The organism is Pseudomonas sp. P179 (assembly GCF_000478485.2).
GTDB lineage: Bacteria > Pseudomonadota > Gammaproteobacteria > Pseudomonadales > Pseudomonadaceae > Pseudomonas > Pseudomonas aeruginosa.
In genome coordinates, this window is record NZ_KI517354.1 from 426,791 (window position 1) to 446,860 (window position 20,070).

17 protein-coding genes are annotated in these 20,070 nt (G+C 67.7%); 6 read left to right on the top strand and 11 right to left on the bottom strand.

Going from position 1 to position 20,070, the window contains the following annotated elements; translation table 11 throughout:
* The first annotated feature begins 22 nt into the window (after positions 1 to 22).
* On the top strand, positions 23 to 1,018 hold the full coding sequence (locus HMPREF1224_RS14530; RefSeq protein ID WP_003113326.1) for an aldo/keto reductase: 996 nt from the start codon (positions 23 to 25) through the stop codon (positions 1,016 to 1,018).
* A 230-nt stretch (positions 1,019 to 1,248) separates the two neighbouring features.
* Here the strand turns inward: HMPREF1224_RS14530 and HMPREF1224_RS14535 are convergent, their stop codons facing one another.
* The 9 genes from HMPREF1224_RS14535 to HMPREF1224_RS14575 form a co-directional block, all read right to left on the bottom strand.
* Positions 1,249 to 2,184: a phosphatidate cytidylyltransferase gene (locus HMPREF1224_RS14535; RefSeq protein ID WP_003089962.1), complete on the bottom strand. Its 936-nt coding sequence runs from the start codon at positions 2,182 to 2,184 to the stop codon at positions 1,249 to 1,251.
* A 1-nt stretch (position 2,185) separates the two neighbouring features.
* Positions 2,186 to 2,815: a lysophospholipid acyltransferase family protein gene (locus HMPREF1224_RS14540; protein ID WP_003113327.1), complete on the bottom strand. Its 630-nt coding sequence runs from the start codon at positions 2,813 to 2,815 to the stop codon at positions 2,186 to 2,188.
* 11 nt (positions 2,816 to 2,826) lie between these two features.
* Positions 2,827 to 3,279, bottom strand: a complete 453-nt coding sequence (locus tag HMPREF1224_RS14545; RefSeq protein ID WP_010793067.1) for a hypothetical protein — start codon at positions 3,277 to 3,279, stop codon at positions 2,827 to 2,829.
* Positions 3,272 to 4,621 carry a phosphatase PAP2/dual specificity phosphatase family protein gene (locus HMPREF1224_RS14550; RefSeq protein ID WP_010793068.1) on the bottom strand — a complete coding sequence of 450 codons (1,350 nt, stop codon included), beginning with the start codon at positions 4,619 to 4,621 and terminating at the stop codon, positions 3,272 to 3,274. Before HMPREF1224_RS14550 ends, HMPREF1224_RS14545 begins: the two co-directional genes overlap by 8 nt.
* On the bottom strand, positions 4,621 to 6,381 hold the full coding sequence (locus tag HMPREF1224_RS14555) for a bifunctional alpha/beta hydrolase/class I SAM-dependent methyltransferase (RefSeq protein ID WP_010793069.1): 1,761 nt from the start codon (positions 6,379 to 6,381) through the stop codon (positions 4,621 to 4,623). Before HMPREF1224_RS14555 ends, HMPREF1224_RS14550 begins: the two co-directional genes overlap by 1 nt.
* Positions 6,382 to 6,470: 89 nt before the next feature.
* Positions 6,471 to 7,106, bottom strand: coding sequence for a CDP-alcohol phosphatidyltransferase family protein (locus tag HMPREF1224_RS14560; RefSeq protein WP_003139074.1), 636 nt, complete (start codon positions 7,104 to 7,106; stop codon positions 6,471 to 6,473).
* 134 nt (positions 7,107 to 7,240) lie between these two features.
* Positions 7,241 to 10,906 carry a translocation/assembly module TamB domain-containing protein gene (locus HMPREF1224_RS14565; protein ID WP_010793070.1) on the bottom strand — a complete coding sequence of 1,222 codons (3,666 nt, stop codon included), beginning with the start codon at positions 10,904 to 10,906 and terminating at the stop codon, positions 7,241 to 7,243.
* Positions 10,903 to 12,642 carry an autotransporter assembly complex protein TamA gene (locus HMPREF1224_RS14570; RefSeq protein WP_003122638.1) on the bottom strand — a complete coding sequence of 580 codons (1,740 nt, stop codon included), beginning with the start codon at positions 12,640 to 12,642 and terminating at the stop codon, positions 10,903 to 10,905. The genes HMPREF1224_RS14565 and HMPREF1224_RS14570 overlap by 4 nt, the downstream gene beginning before the upstream one ends.
* A 133-nt stretch (positions 12,643 to 12,775) precedes the next feature.
* Positions 12,776 to 13,489, bottom strand: a complete 714-nt coding sequence (locus HMPREF1224_RS14575) for a GNAT family N-acetyltransferase (protein ID WP_003122637.1) — start codon at positions 13,487 to 13,489, stop codon at positions 12,776 to 12,778.
* Between the two features lie 144 nt (positions 13,490 to 13,633).
* Between HMPREF1224_RS14575 and xthA the strand changes: the two genes are divergently transcribed.
* Entirely contained in the window at positions 13,634 to 14,446 is an 813-nt protein-coding gene (xthA, locus tag HMPREF1224_RS14580) for an exodeoxyribonuclease III (protein ID WP_003089983.1), read from the top strand.
* 106 nt (positions 14,447 to 14,552) lie between these two features.
* On the opposite strand, the gene HMPREF1224_RS14585 is transcribed toward xthA, so the two are convergent.
* Positions 14,553 to 14,984: a VOC family protein gene (locus tag HMPREF1224_RS14585; protein ID WP_003131260.1), complete on the bottom strand. Its 432-nt coding sequence runs from the start codon at positions 14,982 to 14,984 to the stop codon at positions 14,553 to 14,555.
* A gap of 103 nt (positions 14,985 to 15,087) precedes the next feature.
* Here HMPREF1224_RS14585 and HMPREF1224_RS14590 point away from each other — a divergent pair, with 103 nt between their 5' ends.
* From HMPREF1224_RS14590 to HMPREF1224_RS14605, 4 genes are all read left to right on the top strand, one after another.
* Positions 15,088 to 15,993 carry a LysR family transcriptional regulator gene (locus HMPREF1224_RS14590; RefSeq protein ID WP_003104465.1) on the top strand — a complete coding sequence of 302 codons (906 nt, stop codon included), beginning with the start codon at positions 15,088 to 15,090 and terminating at the stop codon, positions 15,991 to 15,993.
* A gap of 59 nt (positions 15,994 to 16,052) precedes the next feature.
* Positions 16,053 to 17,447 (top strand): substrate-binding domain-containing protein, encoded by a 1,395-nt coding sequence (locus tag HMPREF1224_RS14595; RefSeq protein ID WP_003139062.1) that lies wholly within the window; start codon positions 16,053 to 16,055, stop codon positions 17,445 to 17,447.
* Positions 17,448 to 17,596: 149 nt separating this feature from the next.
* Positions 17,597 to 18,640 (top strand): TerC family protein, encoded by a 1,044-nt coding sequence (locus tag HMPREF1224_RS14600; RefSeq protein WP_003089993.1) that lies wholly within the window; start codon positions 17,597 to 17,599, stop codon positions 18,638 to 18,640.
* Positions 18,597 to 18,788 (top strand): hypothetical protein, encoded by a 192-nt coding sequence (locus HMPREF1224_RS14605; RefSeq protein ID WP_003089995.1) that lies wholly within the window; start codon positions 18,597 to 18,599, stop codon positions 18,786 to 18,788. The genes HMPREF1224_RS14600 and HMPREF1224_RS14605 overlap by 44 nt, the downstream gene beginning before the upstream one ends.
* A 42-nt stretch (positions 18,789 to 18,830) precedes the next feature.
* On the opposite strand, the gene HMPREF1224_RS14610 is transcribed toward HMPREF1224_RS14605, so the two are convergent.
* Positions 18,831 to 20,060 carry an acyl-CoA dehydrogenase gene (locus tag HMPREF1224_RS14610; RefSeq protein WP_003089998.1) on the bottom strand — a complete coding sequence of 410 codons (1,230 nt, stop codon included), beginning with the start codon at positions 20,058 to 20,060 and terminating at the stop codon, positions 18,831 to 18,833.
* Between the last annotated feature and the right edge of the window lie 10 nt (positions 20,061 to 20,070).

The following is a 20,070-nucleotide window of genomic DNA, read 5'->3' on the forward strand; positions in this document are numbered from 1 at the left end:
TCCCTCCCGCGAGGCTCGACACATGAAAACCCGTCAACTCGGCCACAACGGCCCTTCCGTCTCCGCCATCGGCCTCGGCTGCATGGGCATGACCGACTTCTACACCACCGGCGGCGACCGCCAGGAGGCCATCGCCACCCTGCATCGCGCCGTGGAACTCGGGCTGAACTTCTTCGATACCGCCGACATGTACGGCCCGCACAGTAACGAGGAACTGCTCGGCGAGGCCCTGCGCGGCAAACGCGAGCAGGTGTTCCTGGCCAGCAAGTTCGGCATCGTCCGCGACCCTGCCAATCCCCGGGCGCGCGGCGTCGACGGCAGCCCGGCGTACATCCGCCGCGCCATCGAAGGCAGCCTGAAGCGCCTCGGTACCGACCGCCTGGACCTGTACTATCAGCACCGCATGGACCCGCAGGTACCCATCGAGGACAGCGTCGGCGCCCTCGCCGACCTGGTGAAGGCCGGCAAGATCCGCCACATCGGTCTCAGCGAAGCCTCGGCGGAAACCCTCGAGCGTGCCCACCGGGTGCACCCGATCAGCGCGTTGCAGAGCGAGTACTCGCTGTGGACCCGCGATCCGGAGGACACCGGGGTGCTCGCCGCCTGCCGTCGCCTGGGCATCGCCTTCGTCCCCTACAGCCCGCTGGGCCGAGGTTTCCTTACCGGCACCCTGAAGCGCCCGGAAGACTTCGCCGCCGACGACTACCGTCGTTTCAGCCCGCGCTTCCAGGGCGAGAACTTCGCGAAGAACCTGAAGCTGGTGGACAAGGTCGGCGAACTGGCCGCAGCCAAGGGCGTGAAACCCTCGCAACTGGCGCTGGCCTGGGTGCTGGCGCAGGGCGATGACCTGATCCCGATTCCCGGCACCAAGCAGCGGCGCTACCTGGAGGAGAACGTCGCCGCGACGGAATTGCGCCTGAGCGCGGCGGAACTGGCCGAGCTGGATGCGATCTTCCCCGCCGAGGCGGTCGCCGGCAGTCGCTATAGCGAGGAAGGCATGCGCCTAGTCAATCTCTGAGACAGTGAAGCTGCAGTCACGTCCCCGTATGCCGGAGCCTGGTTGTAGGGCGAATCACCGCTTGCGGTTATCCGCCGCTTATCCGGGGTTTCGGCGGATACCGCCTGTGACGGTATCCGCCCTACGGGTCTCTATCGCTCGCAATTTCCTGGCTGCCTACACGGCGGGAAAACGACGACGGGGCGGCCGCCATCGGCAACCGCCCCGCTCCCCTCGGCGCCAGGCGAACCTCAGGGCGTCCACCAGTAGCGCACCACGTGGAAGAAGATCGGCGCGGCGAAGCACACCGAGTCCAGGCGGTCGAGCATGCCACCGTGGCCTTCGATCATGTGCCCCCAGTCCTTGACCCCACGGTCGCGCTTGATCGCCGACATCACCAGGCCGCCGAAGAAGCCCAGCAGGTTGATCAGCAGCGCGATCAGCGCCGCCTGCCAGAGGTTGAACGGGGTGATCCACCACAGCGAGGCGCCGATGGCGGTGGCCAGGGCGATGCCGCCGACGAAGCCTTCGACGGTCTTCGACGGCGACAGGTTGGGAGCGATCTTGCGCTTGCCGAACAGCTTGCCGCAGATGTACTGCATCACGTCGGAGAGCTGCACGACGATCACCAGGTAGGCGATCAGCAGCAGGTTGCGCCCCTCGAAGCCGGGGATGTCGAGGGTCAGCAGCGCCGGCACGAAGGAGATACAGAACACCGCCAGCATCAGGCCCCACTGCACTTTCGAGGCGCGCTCGAGGAAGTGCTTGGTGTCGCCGCCCAGCGAGGCGAGGATCGGCAACAGCAGGAACACGTACACCGGGATGAAGATCGAGAACATGCTGTACCAGTCGATGTAGATCAGCAGGTACTGCATCGGCAGCACGAAGTAGAACGCCGCCACCAGCGCCGGGTAGTCGCTGCGCCGGGTCGGGGTGAGGGTGATGAACTCGCGCAGGGCGTAGAACGACACGCCATAGAACAGCAGGATTACCGCCGCCTGGCCAAGCCAGAAGGCGAAACCGATCACCAGGACCATCGCCCACCAGGCGTTGATCCGCGCGTTCAGGTTGTCGATCACCGCGTTCGGGCCGGGACCGGCGCGCCACTTGAGGACGAAGCCGACCAGCGAGGCGAGCAGCAGCAGCGCGCCGATCCCGCCGAAGAGCATCCAGGTCTGTTCGTTCATCTCAGGCCTCCTCTTCCGGCGCCAGGTCCAGCAGGGCCATGCGCGCTCGTTCGAGGAACGCCTCCTTGCCTTCTTCCGCCGTGGCGACCAGCGGCTTGCCGAAGCTCAGGGTGCAGAGCAGCGGCAACGGCAGCATGCGGCCCTTGGGCATGACCCGGTTGAGGTTGGCCAGCCAGACCGGCACCAGCTCGACGTCCGGGTGGGCCAGGGACAGGTGGTAGATACCGCTCTTGAATGGCAACAGCTTGACCTCATCGTCCAGGTTGCGGGTGCCCTCGGGGAAGATGATCAGCGAATCGCCGCCGTCCAGGGCGCGGTCGAGGGGTTCGAGCGGATTGGCATTGGCCTCGCTGCGCTGGCGGTCGACCAGCACGCCGTTGAACACCTTGTTGATCACGTAGCTGCGCAGGCCGGCCTTGTTCCAGTAGTCGGCGCCCGCCACCGGCCGGGTACGCCGCCGCACCTCCGGCGGCAGCGAGGCCCAGAGCAGGACGAAGTCGCCATGGCTGCTGTGGTTGGCGTAATAGATGCGTTGCTTGGGGATCGGCGTGGTGCCCAGCCAGAGGCTGCGCAAGCCGGTGATGGCGCGGGCGCCGGCGATGATGCCATAGGCGACGACTGATTCGAGCATGGGAAGACTCTTCAGGTTTGAGCGTTGAATAGAGGGACCGACAACAGGCACGACAAGGCCAGCAGGAACTGGGCGCCACAGGCCAGCGCCTGCCAGCGTAGCAGGCGCAGGGCGCCGCGGCTGCGCTGGTGCCAGGTGCGCCCTGCGGCGTCCGCTCGGGCCAGGCCGAGATCGGCCAGGGCCCGGTCCAGGTCTTGGGTCTGCGCTTCCAGCCTGTCGCCGACGTGGCTGAAACGTTCGAACAGTTCGGCGTCCAGGGCCACTCGCAGCGCCCAGTACTTCTGCCACAGGCCGAGCAGGGCGATCGCCAGCATCGCCGCAGCGAAATAGCGCCAGCCGATGCCCTGCACGGCCTGGTACAGGCCCAGCCCGATGGCCAGCAGGGTCAGTGCGGCGGACAGCCGGTCAAGCTCGCGGCCACGGCGCAGCAGGGCCGCCACCAGGGCCAGGGTTTGCTCAGGCATGGCGCACCTCGCCCAGTTCCGCCGATGGCTCCGGCACGCTCCCGCTCAGCGCCGCGAGGGTCCGCCGCTGGGCCTCGCCCAGCAGCACTTGCGGTCGCGCCCGACGTAACACGGCCACGGCCGACTCGACGTCCGCCGCGCGGCCGCTGAGCAGCAGCCAGGCGGCGACCAGCGTGGCGCTGCGCGAATAGCCCAGGGCACAGGCCACCAGCAGCGGCCCTTGCGCCAGCAGTTCGTCGATCAGCACCGCGGCGCGCCGGCAGTCCTCGACGTCCGGCGCGACCAGGTCGAGCAACGGCAGGCTGCGATAGGCCAGCCCCTGCGGCTCGCAGGAAAGTTCGGCGGTAGCGTCGAGCAATGCGCGGAAGCGGCCGTCGGCCAGTTCCGCGGACGACGGCAGGCGCCCCAACCAGAGGCCCGGCAGCACCTCGTCCGGCTGCGGCCGGCGACGGGTCCAGAGCCAGGCGTTGATCCGCGCGGCAAGCAGATATGGCGCCAGCAGCCAGCGCGCGGCGGCGCTCAGGCGGCCAGTGCTGCCCTTCTGGAAGCCGGCGGCGCCGAACAGCAGGTAGTTCAGCGCCACCAGCGCCAGCGCCAGCGCCGGCCAGCACAGCCACAACGCCGCACCGCCGACGGCAAAGGCGACGGCGGCGCAGGCCAGCGCGCCGAGGCCGTAGCGAGCGGCCAGCCGCCGCCGTTGCCGGTCGCGGCTCAGACTGGCGCGGGCGAACGGCGCGGGCTGCGCCTGCGGCCACAGCCAGACGCACAGCCAACCGGCCAGCGCGCCGGTGGGCACGTCGATGAAATGGTGCTGCCAGGTGGTCAGCACCGACAGCCCGATCAGCGCGAACCAGCCATGCAGCAGCCAGCGCCAGGCGCCGCTGGCGTAGCGCGCGTAGCAGACCCAGAGCACTACCAGCAGGGCGATGTGCAGCGACGGTGCCTGGTTGTACGGTTTGTCGAACCCCATCAGCACGTCGAACAGCCAGCCGAACACGCCGCCCAGTTCCGGCCGTTCGAAGGTGAAGCGCAGGGGGAACAGCAGGAAGCAGGTCACCGACAGCACCTGGGCGCTGAGCAGGCGCAGGCAGTGGGTGTCCAGCTCGCGCTTGTCCCGCGGCAACAACAGCGACAGGCCGTAGAGCAGGTCGATCGACCAGTACGGCAGGATGGTCCAGGGCCACAGCGGCATCCCGCGTTCCCAGTCGAAGGCCAGGCTGCCGACGTCGCCGCGCTGGCTGGTCAACCAGTTGGCCAGGCCATAGCTGGCGAAGAAGAACGGGCCGAGGAACAGCAGCCAGAGCACCGCCCGCTTCAGTACCCCCGGCTCGCGCGGCGCCATCAGCGGGCGACCTTCTGCGCCAGCGATACGCTGAAGATGCCCCACTGGTCGACCCGCTGGGTGATCTTGCGGAAGCCGGCGGCGGCCACCAGCTGGTCCATTTCCGCCTGGGTCCGGCGCCGCATCACCCAGGCCTGGCCCTGGCGGTGGCTGGTCAGCGCGCGGGCGATCAGTTCCAGCTGCGGGTGCCAGGGCTGTCCGGTGTAGACCAGGTAGCCGCCCTCCTCCAGCGCCTCGCCGAGGCCGGCGAGGGAGTCGCCGACCATGCGGTTGTCGGCGAACAGCTCGTAGAGCCCGGAAACCACCCCGAGGCTCGGCTTCGGTTGCAGCGCCGCCAGGTCGGCGCGATCGAAGGCATCGCCCTTGACGAAGCGGGCGATGCCGGCGAGGCCCTTGCTTTCGATCAGGGCGCTGCCGTCACGCACGTTGATCTCGCTGTAGTCGCGCAGGAGGATGCTTTCCGGCAGCGGCTCGACGCCTTGCAGGGCTTCGAGGATGTAGCGGCCGTGGCCGGCGGCGATGTCGACGATGCGCACCTCGCGCTGCTCCTCGCGCAACCGCTGCATGGCCAGGCGCAGCAGCTCCTCGGCGTGCAGCTTGCGCTGGCGGATGCCGCGCCAGCCGATGGAGTCCAGGTAGTTGCGGTCGATCAGGCGACCCAGCGGGCCGCTGCCGCTGGGCTGGTTGCGGTAGACATAGTCGAGGGTGCTGCCGGAATCGAAGCCGGTGTCGAAGCCCAGCTTGACCCCGTCCGACCACAGGCTGCCCAGGCGCAGCCCGGCACGGGTGGCGCGCCAGTAGAGATCGCGCGGCGAGTTCTTCGGCAACGGCGCGGCCAGCGCCTCGGCCTCGGCGCAGGTATGGCCCAGGCGGTCGGCATCGAGCAGGCTCGGTCGTTCAGGTGCCGTGGCGAATGCCTCGAGGAGGAAGCGCCGGGCACGGCCGACGGCCAGGTGACGATCGCGCTCGCCAAGGGTGTCGTGGAAGAAGCCGGGCAGGATGTGCTTTTCCTTGCGCAGGCTGCCGAGACGCTCGAAGAAGCGCTCCTGCGGCGCACGATGGACGACGAAGTCGGCCCCGGAAATCAGCAGTTGGGTGGGAATCTGGATCGCCTGTGCGTCCGCTACCACCCGCTCGGCAGCTTCGTAGAGGCCGAGCAGGATGTTCACCGAGATCGCCTTGGCGATCAGCGGGTCGCTGTCGTAGGAGGCGATCCGCTGCGGGTCGTGACTGAGGAAGCGTGCCTTGACATAGCTGTTGACGAAGAAATTGCCGCGCCACAAGCGCATCAGTTTCAGCCCGCTGCGGGCGAACGGCACGTAGAGCTTGACCTGGAACGCCGGCGAAGCCAGCACCAGTGCGCGCACCTTCGGCGCGTAGTCGTGGGCCCAGGTGGAAACCAGCACCGCGCCGACGCTCTGCGCCACCACCGCCATCCGCTCTTCGGCGATACCGTGGACGGCCTGGATATGGTCGACGAAGGTCTGTACGTCGCGCACGCTGGTGGCGAAGCTCGGGCTGTCGCCGCGGGCGCCTGGCGAGAGGCCGTGGCCACGGGCGTCCCAGGCGAAGAAGTCGTGTTCCGGCAGGTCGAGTTCGTCGACCAGGTGGGCGATCCGCCCGGAGTGCTCATGGCCGCGGTGGAACAGCAGCACCGCCTGGCGCGTGCCGTCCGGCGCCGGGCGGCTGGCCGGCCAGTGGCGGTAGAAGAGTTCTACCCCGTCGTGGGTGGTGAAACGCAGTTCCTGTACGTCGCGCATGTGATGTCCCTATGTCGTTGCCCCGGCCGGGAACCCGGCGGGGTTGCTTCCTGCGGGCGCCCACCTCCATGGCGTTCGCCCATTCCCGCTCAGGCCTGCTCGTCGCGGCCCCGCCGACTCGCGGCCAGCTCGGCCAGGCCCTGGCGCACACGGTTGCCGATGGTCAGCAGCAGCAGGGCCGCGATCAGCAACATCAGCCAGTCGATCCAGGCCAGCGGCAACAGGCCGCTGGCCACCCCGGCGCCGATCACGCCGAAACACAGCGCCCGGTCGCTCTTGCCCATCGGGCCGTCGTAGCGGCGCGAAGCGCCGACCATGGTGCCCAGCGCACCGGCATATTCGCTGATCACCGCCAGCAGCACCACCAGCACCACCCACAGCGGATTGACTCCCGGCAACAGGGCGAACGGCAGGTACAGGCCGCTGTCGGCGATCACGTCGGTGAGTTCGTTGAGGTAGGCGCCCAGGTCGGATTTCTGGCCGAACTCGCGGGCGAGCATGCCGTCCACCGCGTTCAGCGCCATGCGCAGGAACATCCACAGCGGAACGAGGGCGAACAGCCAGAGATGGCTGGCGAAACCGGCGACCAGCGCGCCGACCAGCAGCGACAGCAGGCAGGCCGCCAGGGTCACCTGGTTGGCAGTGATGCCGCGCTGGTAGAGGCGCTGCACGCCGGGACGAAGAAGATTCTGAAAACGCGGTTTGAGTTGATAGACGGAAATCATGTCAGCCAGTCCTTGTGCCGAGTTGCTTCGGGCACCGACCTGGCGGTCGGCGCCCGCTCCATTCTACGACGTCGATGCGCCGCTAAAAGTGACACACTTTTATGCGTTACGCATGGTCCGTATCAGCGCATCCGTCAGAAATCGCGCTTGAAGAACAGGTCCAGCGAACTGGCCAGGCCGCTCGCCGCTTCGAGATAGAGGCGTTTGGTCAACTGGTAGCGCAAGGCGATGGTATTTGCCGGTTCGAACACTCCAACACCATAGCGCAGGCTGAGCTTGTCGGTGATATTCCCGCTGGCGACCACGCTGGTGCTGTTGCCGGTGCCCTCGGTATCCAGCTGGAAGTCCTGGATGCCGAGCTGCTTGGCGATTTCCCCGGTGAGCGGTGCGCTACCGGCCAGGCCCAGGGCCAGGGCCGCCTCGCCGAGCATGTTGCTGTCTTCGCCGGTGCTCATCGGCCGCCCCAGCACCAGGTAGGACAACGCCTGCTCCTGGCTCATCGCCGGTTCGGAGAATACCGCGCTGGTCGGCTGCTCGGCGCTGCCGGTCAGGCGCAGGCCGGCGACCACGTCGTCGACCCGGCGGATCGCCTCGATATCCAGGTACGGCTGGTCGATCGGTCCGGCGAAGAACAGCCGCGCCCTACGGATCGTCAGGCGCTGGCCGTAGGCACGATAGCGGCCCTTGTTCAGGTTCAGCTCGCCGCGGGTATCCAGGTTGTCGCCGATGTGCAGGTGGCCGGCCAGTTCGGCGCTGAGGCCGAAGCCGGAGAACGCCAGCTTGTCCTGGCCGACCTCGACATCGATGTCCATCTTCATCTTCAGCGGCTGCTGCTCGGGCTGCTCGGAGCCGACGATCACCGCATCGTCGGAGACCTTGACCGTCGATGGCGGCAACTGGCGGATGGTGATGTCGCCACGCGGCACCAGGACCTTGCCGGAGATCGCCAGCTCCTGGCCGGCCATGCCGATCTTCAGGTCCGGTTCCACCTCCAGTTGCGCATAGGGATCGACCACCACCGGCAGGCGGTTGCCACGAATGTTCAGGGCGACGTTCAGCGCCTCGCCCCAGCTCAGGTTGCCGGACAGGCTGCCCTGGCCGTACCTGCCGCTGCGCCAGCCGCCGCCGAGTTCCAGGCTTTCGCCAGCGATGCGAGCGTCGAGGGAAAGGTTCTCGAAGCTGGTCGGCAGCTCGCCGCCGCCGATGTTGCCGTCGCTCAGCGTCACCCGTCCGTCGACCCGCGGCGCCAGCAGGCCGCCGGACAGCCGGCCGCTGCCGTTCAGCCTGCCTTGCAGTTTCTCCACCATCGGCACGAACGGGCGCGCCACCGACAGGTCGAGGCCGGCCAGGCTGAACTCGCCGCTCAGCGGCTTGCTCGCCGGGCGCGGGTCGATCTGCGCCTGCACCCGCAACTCACCGAGCTTCGGTCCGCGGAAGTCGAGGGAGGTATCGACGCGGTTGGGCGCCAGCCGGCTCTCCAGGCGCAGGCTGTCGTAGCCGACGTCGACCCACTGGCCCTGGTCGCGCAGGCGCAGCGTACCGCTGCCGGCGTCCAGGCTGACCACGCCGCTCGGGCCGCGGGCCGGAACGTCCAGTTGCAGGTCGCCGTTCAGCTTGCCCTGCCAGGCGAAATCCTCGGGGAACCATTGCTTCAGGCTGTCCAGCGGGAAGTCGCGCAAGGTGTAGCGCAGCCGCGGCTCGGGCAGCAGGCGCTGCTCGCCGCCGCAGAGGCTGGCGGCGCCGGATACCCAGCAATGTGCGCCGAAATTGACCTTGCCGTCGGCCAACCGCTCCAGGCGCGCCGGCTGCTGTAGCTTCCAGTCCTGGCCGCCGCTGCTCAACTCGCCGCGCGCCAGGCGACCGCGCCAGTTGCCGCGCTCCAGTTGCCCGTCGAAGGCCAGGCCGAGCTTGAGCAAGGCGCCTTGCAGGTCCAGTTCCAGTTGCTGGCGGCGTTGGTCGCCGCGGGCATTGGCCTTGAACAGGCCGAGGTCGGTTTCGCCGCTGCGCAGGCCGGAAGCGACCAGCGCCAGGGTGCCGTTCTGCCGGGCATCGAGGTTCGCCTGCAGGTCGAGGCCGGCGATGCGCTGCTCGGCGTAGGCGATCTGCTGTCCCTTGAGGTTCAGCCTGCCTTGCGGCGCCGCGAGGCTGCCAGCCAGGTCGAGGCGTCCGTCGAGGCGACCGAAGAGTTGCGGCCAAAGCTGGCCGAGACGGTTCAGGGCGATGTCCAGGCGGCCTTGCAGGCGCTGGTCGAGCGCCCCGCTGCCCTGAACCTTGTTATCCCCCAGGCGCAGGTCGAGGTTGCCCAGCGTCCAGCGCTGCCCCTCGCCCTCGGCGCGCGCCTGGAATAGCGCCGGCTGGCCGCGCAGGCGGCCCTTGACGTCGAGATCCACGCCCAACGCCAGCCGCTCGTCGCGAACACTTCCCTGGCTGCGCAAGGGACCGGCCAGTGAACCCGGCAGCTCGGCGACCCAGTAAGCCGGGTTCAGTTCGCTGAGCTGCAGGGCGGTATCCCAAGCCACGCCATTGTCGAAACGCAACGTCACCCGCCCCTCGGCCTGGCCTTGCCCGGCGCGGAGCTGCAGCGACGGCAGGTTGAGCTGGACGAGGTCGCCGGACACCGGGCTGGCCAGCGTGAAGTCGCCCGCCGGACCGCTCGCCGCCGCGCTGAAATTGCCCAGGTAGCGCTGGTCCTGGTAATGCACTTCCGCCTTGAAGGTCTTCAGCGTCACCGGCGGCGGCTCCGCCAGCGGATACAGGCGCAGCCAGGGGAAATCCTTCCAGTCCAGGGTCGCGTCGGCGGCCAGGCTTTCGCGCCAGTCCAGGCGTCCGACCAGCTCCAGGCGCTGCTCGCCGCCAGCGTCCAGGCGCAGTTGGCGGATATCCGCGCCCTGGGCGTCGACCCGCCCGTCCAGGCTCAACGCCACCGCCCCGCCCTCGCCCGGCAGGCTGGCGCCACCGCGGATCAGGTAACCGCTCTTGAGATCGCCGCCGGCATCGAGCTGGATGGCATTCAGGGTCAAGGTGTCCGGTAGTCCGGCCGCACCCTTGAAACCGTCGGCGCGGATCAGCAATCGTGCCGGCAGGTTTTCCGCCAGCGCCTGCGACTGTCCTTCCAGGCTGCCGTCCAGGTAACCGCTGCTGCGGCCTTTCAGGGTCAGCGCCTTCTGCAGTTCACCGCCGACCTGGACGGCCAGCTTCCACGGCTTGTCCTCGGGAGCGGGCAGGCCGAGCGTGGCTTCGGCCTGCAAGGGCCAGTCGCCGCTCGGCTGCAAGCGCCCCTGGAGCGCCAGGTCCAGGCCGAAGCCCCGCGCCGTCAGCGAGTCGATGTGCAGGCCGTCGGCCAGCCAATGGGCCGCCAGCTTGAGTTCGGCGACCTGCTGGTTGCCGTCGAGCAGGAAGCTGCCGACCGCCACTTCGCCGAGTTCGATGCTCAGCGGCAGTTTCAGCGTCGGCAGGCTGATCGGCCCACTGTCGGCGCTGTCGCCGCTCGGCGGCAGGTCCAGCGCGACCCGTTCGGCGGCCACCCGCTGCAGGCACAGGCGCAGCCCCGCCAGGCAGCCCGGCGACCAGCGCAGTTCCGGCCGCTCGACGACCAGTTGCGTACCGTCCTGCGCCCAGGACAGCCGCTGTGCCTGCCAGGCGCCACCGAGGCGACCCTCGAAGCCGCTGACCTGCAGGCCCGGCACGCGGCCGAGCAGCCAGGCGCTGCCGGTCTGGGTGCCGAGCAGCGCAGCGAGTCCCAGGAGCAGCGCGAGGAGCAGCCCGACTATGGCCAGAAAGGTGATCTTCAGCGCCTTCACAGTTCTGGCCCCATGGAGAAGTGCAGGCGGAAACCGCCGTCGTCGTCGAGCGCATGGGCCAGGTCGAGGCGCAACGGGCCGACCGGCGAGACCCAGCGCACGCCGAAGCCGACCCCGGTCTTGATCGACGGGAAGTCCAGCGAGTTGAAGGCGTTGCCCTGGTCGACGAAGGTCGCCAGGCGCCAGCGCTCGGCCAGCGGATATTGATACTCGACGCTGCCGGCGATCATGTAGCGGCCGCCGATCTTGTCGCCATCGGAATTCTCCGGCGACAGCGTCCGGTAGTCGTAGCCGCGCACGCTCTGGTCACCGCCAGCGAAGAAGCGCAGCGAGGGCGGGATCGACTTGTAGTCGTTGGTGGCGATTCCGCCTACCTGCAGGCGGCCGAGCAGGCGATGGCCGCCGGCAAAGCTGGTCAGGCCCTTGGCCATGGCGTCGACATGGAGGACGTCGGCGTCGGCCAGCAGGCCTTCCTTCGCCCCCTTGACGTTGAACTGCAGGCGGTAGCCATGGCTGGGGTCGACCTTGTTGTCGGTCTCCAGCAGCGAGTAGCCGATCCCCGGCATCAGGAAGCTGCTCAGCCCGGAGTCGTCGCCCAGCTTGTACTCCTCGCGCATCCAGTTCAGCGAAACCACCCGCTGCCAGCCATCGGGCTGCTTGCTGTGCCATTCGCCGCCAAGGGTCAGCAGCTTGCTCTCGGTGTCGACCAGGTCTTCGAACTGGTAGCCGCTGGTGAAGCGCAGCTTGTCGGTGAGCGGCGGATCGAGGGGAATCTCGTACCAGGCGCCGACGTTCTGCCGTGGTGCGGAGATTTCCGACTCGAATCCCAGGCTATGTCCTTCGGCATTCACCCAATGGCGGGTCCAGTTGAACCTCGCGCGCGCCCCGACGTCGGTCGAGAAACCGAGGCCGACGCCCATGGTCCGGGGCTTGCGCGCCTCCAGCCGGACCGCTACCGGGATCGCCTGGCGCGCGCCGTCGGCCTGCGCCTGGGTCGGCGCGGCGTCGACCCGCACGCCCTCGAAGTAGCCGCTGGATTGCAGGTTCTGGTTGAGTTCGGCGATCAGTTCGGAGTCATAGGGTTGGCCGGCCTTGAACGGCACCATGCGGCGCAACAGTTCTTCCTCGATGATCGAGTCGCCGTCGAAGCTCACCTTGCCGAAGGTGTAGCGCTGGCCGCTGTCGTAGACCAGGTCGATGTCGGCGATGCCGGCGCGCGGATCGATGCTCAGGCGCTGGGTGCTGAAGCGGCCCTGGAAGAAGCCGTAGCGCGAGGCCTGGTTCTGGATCAGCCGCTTGGCGTCCTCGTAGACGCCCTGGTTCAGCTTCGCGCCCGGTTTCAGCTGCTTGCCCGACGGCAAGCGGAAGCTCTCCAGGCTGGCGGCCTCGCCGAGCACCTGGATATTCACCTGGCGCAGGCGCACGGGCTCGCCGGGCACTACCTTGAGCGTGAGCTTCGGCGGCTTGCCGTCCTTCACCTCGCTGTCGATCTGCGCCTGGAAGTAGCCGAGCGCCTGGGCCGCCTTTTCCGCCTGTGCCTCGGCATTGCGGCGGAAACGTTGCAACGCCGCCTCGTCCCGCTCGCCGAGGCTACCCACATAAGCCTCGATATTGGCCTTCAGGGCGGCATTGGCGGGGGTGACGCGCACGCTAAGCTGGCTCTCCGCGAAGGCGGCCGTACTCAGGCACAGCAGCCCGGCCAGCGGGAACCGGAACAATCCTTGAGTCAGTCTCATGGCGCGGATGCTACGCAGGCGGGTGGCGCGCGTCCAGATTTGCGCGGACGCCGCCGACCACCTCCTGACATTCGGGTTTTATGACGCCAAGCGCCTGACAGGCATGGCTTTTCTCGCGCGTCCGGGGGAACGCTCAGGTCGCCGCCGGCGTCTCGCCAGGATGCAGGAGGACGTGCTCGCGCACCGCTCCCAGCGTCACCTCGCCGATCTCGCGGTAGCCGTGCCGCTGGTAGAAGTCCAGGTAGCGCGCATTGCCGGTATCCAGGACCAGCCCCTGCGAAGCGGAGTCCTCGGCGCACCAGCGCTGCACGGCCGCCAGCAACTGCTCGCCGATCTGCCTGCCCTGGTACTCGGGATGCACGCCGAGCATCGGCAACTGGTGGTGGGGGCCGACCGGCAGGCAGGCCTGCACCGCCCGGTGGTAATCCAGGTAGCGCCGGGTCGCGGCCAGGCCGACGCTGAACAGCATGCGCAGGCGCCAGCTCCAGCTCTCGGTGATATCCAGGCGCCGCTGCGGCGGCGTGATCAGGGCCGCCGCGACCAGCCGATCGTCGATGAACAGGCCGATGGCCGGCAACTCTTCGCCCAGATGGCGCTCGACCATCTCCCGGACGCAGGCACGCACGCGCTGGTCGTAGCCGGCGCGCTGCGCATCCATCAGGTAGGCGAAGGTCGGTTCGTGGCGGTAGGCGTGGTAGAAAAGCGAGCGGACTTCGCGACTATAGCCGTCGTCGAGCAGACGGACATCGGTGACCTGATCAGGCATGGAACGCATTCCTTGTCGGCCGCAGGCGCAGCGACACGCACGCTTCGCCACGGCGATTGGTCGAGCGGATGGCCTGGCCATCCCCGTCCGCGGCAGACCACAGGGCCGGCAAGGCGCCAAGCCACACAGCCATCGGGTACCCGGCGGACACTAGCACAGCGCCTCCAGGGTCGCCAGGCATCCCCCGGCTGGGCTAGCATTCCTGTTTTTGCCAGGACGCCCACCATGAAAATCGTCTCTTTCAATATCAACGGTCTGCGCGCCCGGCCGCACCAGCTGGCGGCGCTGATCGAGCGGCACCAGCCCGACGTGATCGGGCTGCAGGAAACCAAGGTCGCCGACGACCAGTTTCCCCAGGCCGAGATCGAGGCGCTCGGCTACCACGTCCACTACCACGGGCAGAAAGGCCACTACGGCGTCGCCCTGCTCTCCCGCCAGGCGCCCCTGGAACTGCACCGCGGCTTCCCGAGCGACGGCGAGGAGTCCCAGCGGCGCTTCATCTGGGGCACCTTCAGCGACGCCCAGGGCAACCCGATCACCGTGATGAACGGTTACTTCCCGCAAGGCGAGAACCGCGAGCATCCGACCAAGTTCCCGGCCAAGCAGCGCTTCTACGCCGATCTCCAGTCGCTGCTGGAGAACAGCTTCAAGCCCGAGCAGGCCCTGGTGGTGATGGGCGACATCAATATCTCGCCGGAGGACTGCGACATCGGCATCGGCGAGGAAAACCGCAAGCGCTGGCTGAAGACCGGCAAGTGCAGCTTCCTGCCGGAAGAGCGCGAATGGCTGGCTACCTTGAAGAACTGGGGCCTGGTCGACAGCTTCCGGGCCCTGAATCCGGAGGTGAACGACCGCTTCAGCTGGTTCGACTACCGCAGCCGTGGCTTCGAGGACACCCCCAAGCGCGGCCTGCGCATCGATGTGATCCTGGCCAGCCGGGTGCTGCAGTCGCGCTTCAAGGACGCCGGCATCGACTACGACCTGCGCGGTATGGAGAAACCCTCCGATCACGCCCCGATCTGGCTGGAACTGGCCTGAGACCCAGCCTAAGGAAAAGGCTCATCCCCGGATGAGCCTTCAGGCGGTCGCTGCCTGGCCCGGGCGATCTCGCCGACGCCCCCCTATCCGGCACGCGACCTTTCCCTCAGGCAGGATTGTCCACCCGCGGCCCCTTCAGCTCCACTCGATTGCCGTCCGGATCGAAGAAGTACAGCGACCAGCCGTCGCCCTCGGCGCCGAAGCGGATTTCCGCGGGAACCTGCGGGACCAGGCCGAACCCCTCGAGATGGGCGATCAGCGCGGCCTCGTCGAACGGCTCGATGCGCACGCAGAAATGATCGACGTTGCGCCCTTCCCCACCCGGCGCCGCACCGCCCTCCCGGCCGAGCGACCCGGACACCGCGACCAGGTCGAGCATCGACGTGCCCAGGCGCAGATGGGCCAGCTCCAGGTCGTCGCGCCACTTCACCACCACGCAACCGAGGACATCGCGATAGAACGCGATGCTGCGTTCCAGGTCGCGGACCCGCAGGACGATGTGATCGAGACGTTCGACGACGAAGGGTTGCATGGTCATTCACCTATAGGACCGTGGACTATGGCGAGACTTTAGCCAGCACACCTCGGGTTGATAATGGTTTAATCCCTGATTCATTGATTACTGACAGTGAATTATCGCCGTGGATCACCTCACCGCCCTCAAGGTCTTCCGCGCCGTGGCCGCGAATGGCGGCTTCGCCGCCGCGGCCCGGCAGATGAATCTCTCGCCGGCCGCCGTGAGCAAGAACGTCGCCGAGCTGGAAGCGCACCTCAAGGTGCGCCTGATCAATCGCACCACCCGCAGCATGAGCCTGACCGAGGCCGGCGAAGTCTACCGGCAGCGCCTGGAGCGCATCCTCGACGACCTCGAGGCCGCCGACGCCGCGCTCACTTCGATGCAGCAGGGCCCCAGCGGCCTGCTGCGGGTCAGCGCCCCGCTGACCCTCGCCCTCACCTGCCTGACCCCGGCCATTCCGGCCTTTCTCCAGCGTTATCCGGACCTGCGCCTGGAACTGCTCCTGCAGGACGGCCGCCAGGACCTGATCGCCGAAGGCATCGACCTGGCCCTGCGTGGTAGCGACCGGGTTGCGGACTCCGGCCTGGTCGCCCGCCCGCTGCTGGTCCTGGAGCACGTGCTCTGCGCGGCGCCGGCCTACCTCAGTCAGCATGGCCAGCCGCTGCGGCCGGAGGCCCTGCGCGAACACGAGTGCATCCGCTTCAGCCTCTCTGGCCATGCCGACCGCTGGACCTTCCGCAAGGACCGCGAGTGCATAGCGGTGCCTATCGCCGGCCGTTACCGGGTGTCCTCCAGCCTGGCGGTGCGCGATGCCCTGCTCGCCGGCTTCGGCTTGAGTCTGATCCCACGGCTGTACGTACAGGCGGAACTGGCCGAAGGCCGCCTGGTTGAATTGCTGGCTGACTGGAAGGCCGACGAGACGGCGATCCACGCGGTCTATCCATCGCGCCAACTGGCCGGCAAGACCCGGGTGTTTCTCGACTTCCTGACCGAGACAATGGCGCAGGGCCATGATTCCCCAACGCTGTAACCTTAGCGTCACCCGTCTGACTTAATCTCGCCGGCAAATCCCTTCCCCCATAGAAGACGATGCCCGCGATGCCACACCGCCAGCGCGCCAGTGACAAAGACCTCTGGAGCCGTACCCTGAGCCTGGTTTTCCTCGGATTCCTCTGTTACGCCTTCCCCTGGTCGGTATTCGCCGCCCCCTTGCCGATCCCCACGGACGACACGCCGGCGCTGCGCATCCAGGGTTCCAACACCATCGGCGCGAAGCTCCTGCCGGCCCTGGTCGAGGGCCTGATGGAAGAGGAAGGCCTGGAGGATATCCGCCGTACCCCCGGAGAACGGGAAAACGAACTCCATCTGCTCGGCAAGAGCCGCGACGGCCGCCTGGTGAGGGTGGAGCTATCCGCCCACGGTTCGAGCACCGGCTTCGCCGCCCTCCTCGAACGCCACGCCGAACTCGCCGCGGCCTCGCGCCCCGTCAAGGACAGCGAAGTTCGCGCCCTGGCCGGCTTCGGCGACCTGCGCAGCCCATATGCCGAGCAGGTGATCGCCATCGACGGACTGGCGATCATCCTGCATCCGGACAACCCGCTGGCCTCGCTGGACACCGCGCAACTGGCGGCGGTGTTCGCCGGCGAGGTGCGTACCTGGGAAGAACTGGGCGGCAAGGGCGGCGCCATCCGCCTGTACGCTCGCGACGAGCAGTCCGGCACCTACGACACCTTCAAGGAACTGGTGCTGGCCAGTCACGGCAAGAGCCTGGCCAGCGACGCCCGCCGCTTCGAATCCAACGATCGGCTGGCGGCCGCGGTGAGCGCCGATCCGCACGCCATCGGCTTCGTCGGCATCGCGTCGGTGGGCCGGGCCCGCGCCTTGGCCATCGCCGACGGCGAATCGCTGCCGATGGCGCCCCAGGAAAGCCTGATCGCCACCGAGGACTACCCGCTGTCGCGCCGCCTGTTCCTCTACCTGAAGCCCGGCGAGAAGAACCCCTGGGCCCAGGCCCTGGTACGTTTCGCCCAGGGCCCGCGCGGCCAGGCGATCGTCACCCGCAGCGGCTTCGTCGCGCAGAAGATCCAGGCGGTGCAGATCGCACCGCGCCCGCAGATGCCCGCCGAATACCGCAAGCTCGCGGAACAGGCGCGGCGCCTGACGGTGAACTTCCGCTTCCAGGAAGGCAGCGCGCTGCTCGACAACAAGGCACTGCTCGACGTACAGCGTTTGCTGGACTACCTGCGGCAAAATCGGAAGTTGCAGGAGCGCACCGTGCTGGTGGGCTTCGGCGATCCCAAGTCCGACGCCGAGCGTTCGGTCCTGCTTTCGCGTCTGCGCGCCATGGCCGTGCGCCGCGAACTGGCCCGCGGCGGCGTGAGTTTCCGCGAGATCGCCGGCTTCGGCGACGAGTTGCCGGTCGCCAGCAACGACCAGGAACTGGGCCGACAGAAGAACCGGCGGGTGGAAGTCTGGGTCTACTGAACGCTGTAGCACTTTGTAACCTCGCCGTTTTGCCGGCGCCCGGAGCCTGGTTTATTTTTTCCGAGTGACTGCGGGCCCCTCTGACGGTAAGCAATTGCCGCCATGTCGGAGTCACATGACCATCCGACAATTCGAAGCGAGGGGGCCCAATGGCAGCTCTGCATGCATTTCTCACCGAACCGTTCCTCGGTACGGCTATCTGGTTCTGGCTGGCCTTCCTGGCCATCGTCATCGTTCTCCTGGTCCTCGACCTCGGCGTGCTGCAACGCGACCACCACGAAATCGGCGTGCGCGAAAGCCTGCTGCTGTCCGCCGGCTACTTCGCCTGCGGCCTGGCCTTCGGCGGCTGGGTCTGGTACGCCTTCGGCCCCACCAGCGCGGTGGAGTACTACACCGGCTTCCTGGTCGAACAGTCGCTATCGATGGACAACGTGTTCGTCATGGCGATGATCTTCAGTTTCTTCGGCATCCCCCGCCGCTACCAGCACCAGGTGCTGTTCTGGGGCATCCTCGGCGCCATCGTCCTGCGGGCCATCATGATCGGCCTGGGCGCCGCGCTGGTGAAGGAATTCGACTGGATCATGTACGTGTTCGGCGCCTTCCTGCTGTTCAGCGGCGTGAAGATGCTGTTCAACAAGCACGAGGAAGAACCCGACCTGGAGCACAACCCGGTGCTGCGCTTCCTGCGCAAGCACATGCGGGTGACCAAGGAACTGCACGAGCATCACTTCTTCGTCCGCCTGCCGGACGCCAGCGGCAAGCTGGTGCGCTACGCCACCCCGCTGTTCTTCGCCCTGGTGCTGATCGAGCTGGCCGACCTGGTGTTCGCGGTGGACAGCGTGCCGGCGATCTTCGCCATCACCCAGGACCCGTTCATCGTCTACACCTCGAACATCTTCGCCATCCTCGGCCTGCGCGCCCTGTACTTCTCGCTGGCGGCGATGATCCACCGCTTCGTCTACCTGAAATACGCCCTGGCCCTGGTTCTGGTGTTCATCGGTGCGAAGATCATGCTCCACGGTGTGATCGGCAAGATTCCCGCCGGCCTCTCGCTTGGCGTAACCTTCGGCCTGCTGGCGGGCGGTATCCTGCTCTCCCTGCTGAAGACCCGCACGCCGAAAGCCACCGTCGAGGACAAGGCCGAACCGAATGCCGAACACGCTCTGGATCGAACGTCTGGACACCCACGCTGAACCTTTCTGGCGGGTCCGCCTCGGCACGCGTGGGATCTGCTTCCGCAACGAGCGGGCGGCCCGCGAGTTCGCCGCCCTGCTGCACAGCCGTCGCGCGTGGCAGCTGGAACGCAACGCCGAGGAAAAAGGGGCGGACTCCCCGGAATGAAAAAGGCCCGCATCCGCGGGCCTTTCCCCTATACCACAGCCGTCAGCGGCTGCTGCGCAGCATCTCCCTGGGCACGTACTTGCCCAGCTCGAACTTGCCGATCGCCGCGCGGTGCACCTCGTCCGGACCGTCGGCCAGGCGCAGGGTGCGCTGCATGGCGTACCAGTAGGCCAGCGGGAAGTCGTTGGAAACCCCGGCGCCACCATGCATCTGGATCGCCCGGTCGATCACCTTCAACGCCACGTTGGGCGCCACCACCTTGATCTGGGCGATTTCGCTCTGGGCGATCTTGTTGCCCACGGTATCCATCATGTAGGCGGCCTGCAGGGTCAGCAGGCGCGCCATGTTGATCTCCATCCGCGAGTCGGCGATGTGGTCGATGTTGCCGCCCAGGCGCGCCAGCGGCTTGCCGAACGCGGTACGGCTGACCGCGCGCTTGCACATCAGTTCGAGGGCGCGTTCGGCCATGCCGATGGAGCGCATGCAGTGGTGGATGCGGCCCGGGCCGAGGCGCCCCTGGGCGATCTCGAAACCGCGGCCCTCGCCGAGGATGACGTTCTCGTAGGGCACCCGCACGTTCTCGAACAGCACTTCGGCATGGCCATGCGGCGCGTCGTCGTAGCCGAACACCGGCAGCGGACGGAGGATCTTCACCCCAGGGGTGTCGACCGGTACCAGGATCATCGAGTGCTGCTGGTGGCGCGGCGCGTCCGGGTTGGTCAGGCCCATGAAGATCAGGATCTTGCAGCGCGGATCGCAGGCGCCGGAGGTCCACCACTTGCGTCCGTTGATCACCCAGTCGTCGCCCTGGCGCTCGGCGCGCGCCTCCATGTTGGTGGCGTCGGACGAGGCCACGCCCGGTTCGGTCATGGCGAAGGCCGAGCGGATCTCGCCGCTCAGCAGCGGTTCCAGCCAGGTACGCTTCTGCTCCTCGCTGCCGTAGCGCACCAGCACCTCCATGTTGCCGGTATCCGGCGCGGCGCAGTTGAAGGGTTCCGGCCCGATCAGCGAACGGCCCATGATTTCCGCCAGCGGCGCGTATTCGTGGTTGGCCAGCCCGGCACCGTACTCGGACTCTGGCAGGAACAGGTTCCACAGCCCTTCGGCCTTGGCCTTGGCCTTCAGCTCTTCCATGATCGCCGTCGGCTGCCAGCGGTCGCCCTCGGCGACCTGGCGCTCGAACACGGCCTCGGCGGGATAGACATGCGCTTCCATGAACGCGCTGACGCGTTCACGCAGCTCCTGGACCTTGGGGGAATAGGCGAAATCCATGGGGGATACC

Coding starts and splice junctions, on each gene's coding strand:
- HMPREF1224_RS14530 (WP_003113326.1), top strand. CDS start 23: ATGAAAACCCGTCAACTCGGCCACAACGGCCCTTCCGTCTCCGCCATC.
- HMPREF1224_RS14535 (WP_003089962.1), bottom strand. CDS start 2,184: ATGAACGAACAGACCTGGATGCTCTTCGGCGGGATCGGCGCGCTGCTG.
- HMPREF1224_RS14540 (WP_003113327.1), bottom strand. CDS start 2,815: ATGCTCGAATCAGTCGTCGCCTATGGCATCATCGCCGGCGCCCGCGCC.
- HMPREF1224_RS14545 (WP_010793067.1), bottom strand. CDS start 3,279: ATGCCTGAGCAAACCCTGGCCCTGGTGGCGGCCCTGCTGCGCCGTGGC.
- HMPREF1224_RS14550 (WP_010793068.1), bottom strand. CDS start 4,621: ATGGCGCCGCGCGAGCCGGGGGTACTGAAGCGGGCGGTGCTCTGGCTG.
- HMPREF1224_RS14555 (WP_010793069.1), bottom strand. CDS start 6,381: ATGCGCGACGTACAGGAACTGCGTTTCACCACCCACGACGGGGTAGAA.
- HMPREF1224_RS14560 (WP_003139074.1), bottom strand. CDS start 7,106: ATGATTTCCGTCTATCAACTCAAACCGCGTTTTCAGAATCTTCTTCGT.
- HMPREF1224_RS14570 (WP_003122638.1), bottom strand. CDS start 12,642: ATGAGACTGACTCAAGGATTGTTCCGGTTCCCGCTGGCCGGGCTGCTG.
- HMPREF1224_RS14575 (WP_003122637.1), bottom strand. CDS start 13,489: ATGGCCAGGCCATCCGCTCGACCAATCGCCGTGGCGAAGCGTGCGTGT.
- xthA (WP_003089983.1), top strand. CDS start 13,634: ATGAAAATCGTCTCTTTCAATATCAACGGTCTGCGCGCCCGGCCGCAC.
- HMPREF1224_RS14585 (WP_003131260.1), bottom strand. CDS start 14,984: ATGACCATGCAACCCTTCGTCGTCGAACGTCTCGATCACATCGTCCTG.
- HMPREF1224_RS14595 (WP_003139062.1), top strand. CDS start 16,053: ATGCCCGCGATGCCACACCGCCAGCGCGCCAGTGACAAAGACCTCTGG.
- HMPREF1224_RS14600 (WP_003089993.1), top strand. CDS start 17,597: ATGGCAGCTCTGCATGCATTTCTCACCGAACCGTTCCTCGGTACGGCT.
- HMPREF1224_RS14605 (WP_003089995.1), top strand. CDS start 18,597: ATGCCGAACACGCTCTGGATCGAACGTCTGGACACCCACGCTGAACCT.
- HMPREF1224_RS14610 (WP_003089998.1), bottom strand. CDS start 20,060: ATGGATTTCGCCTATTCCCCCAAGGTCCAGGAGCTGCGTGAACGCGTC.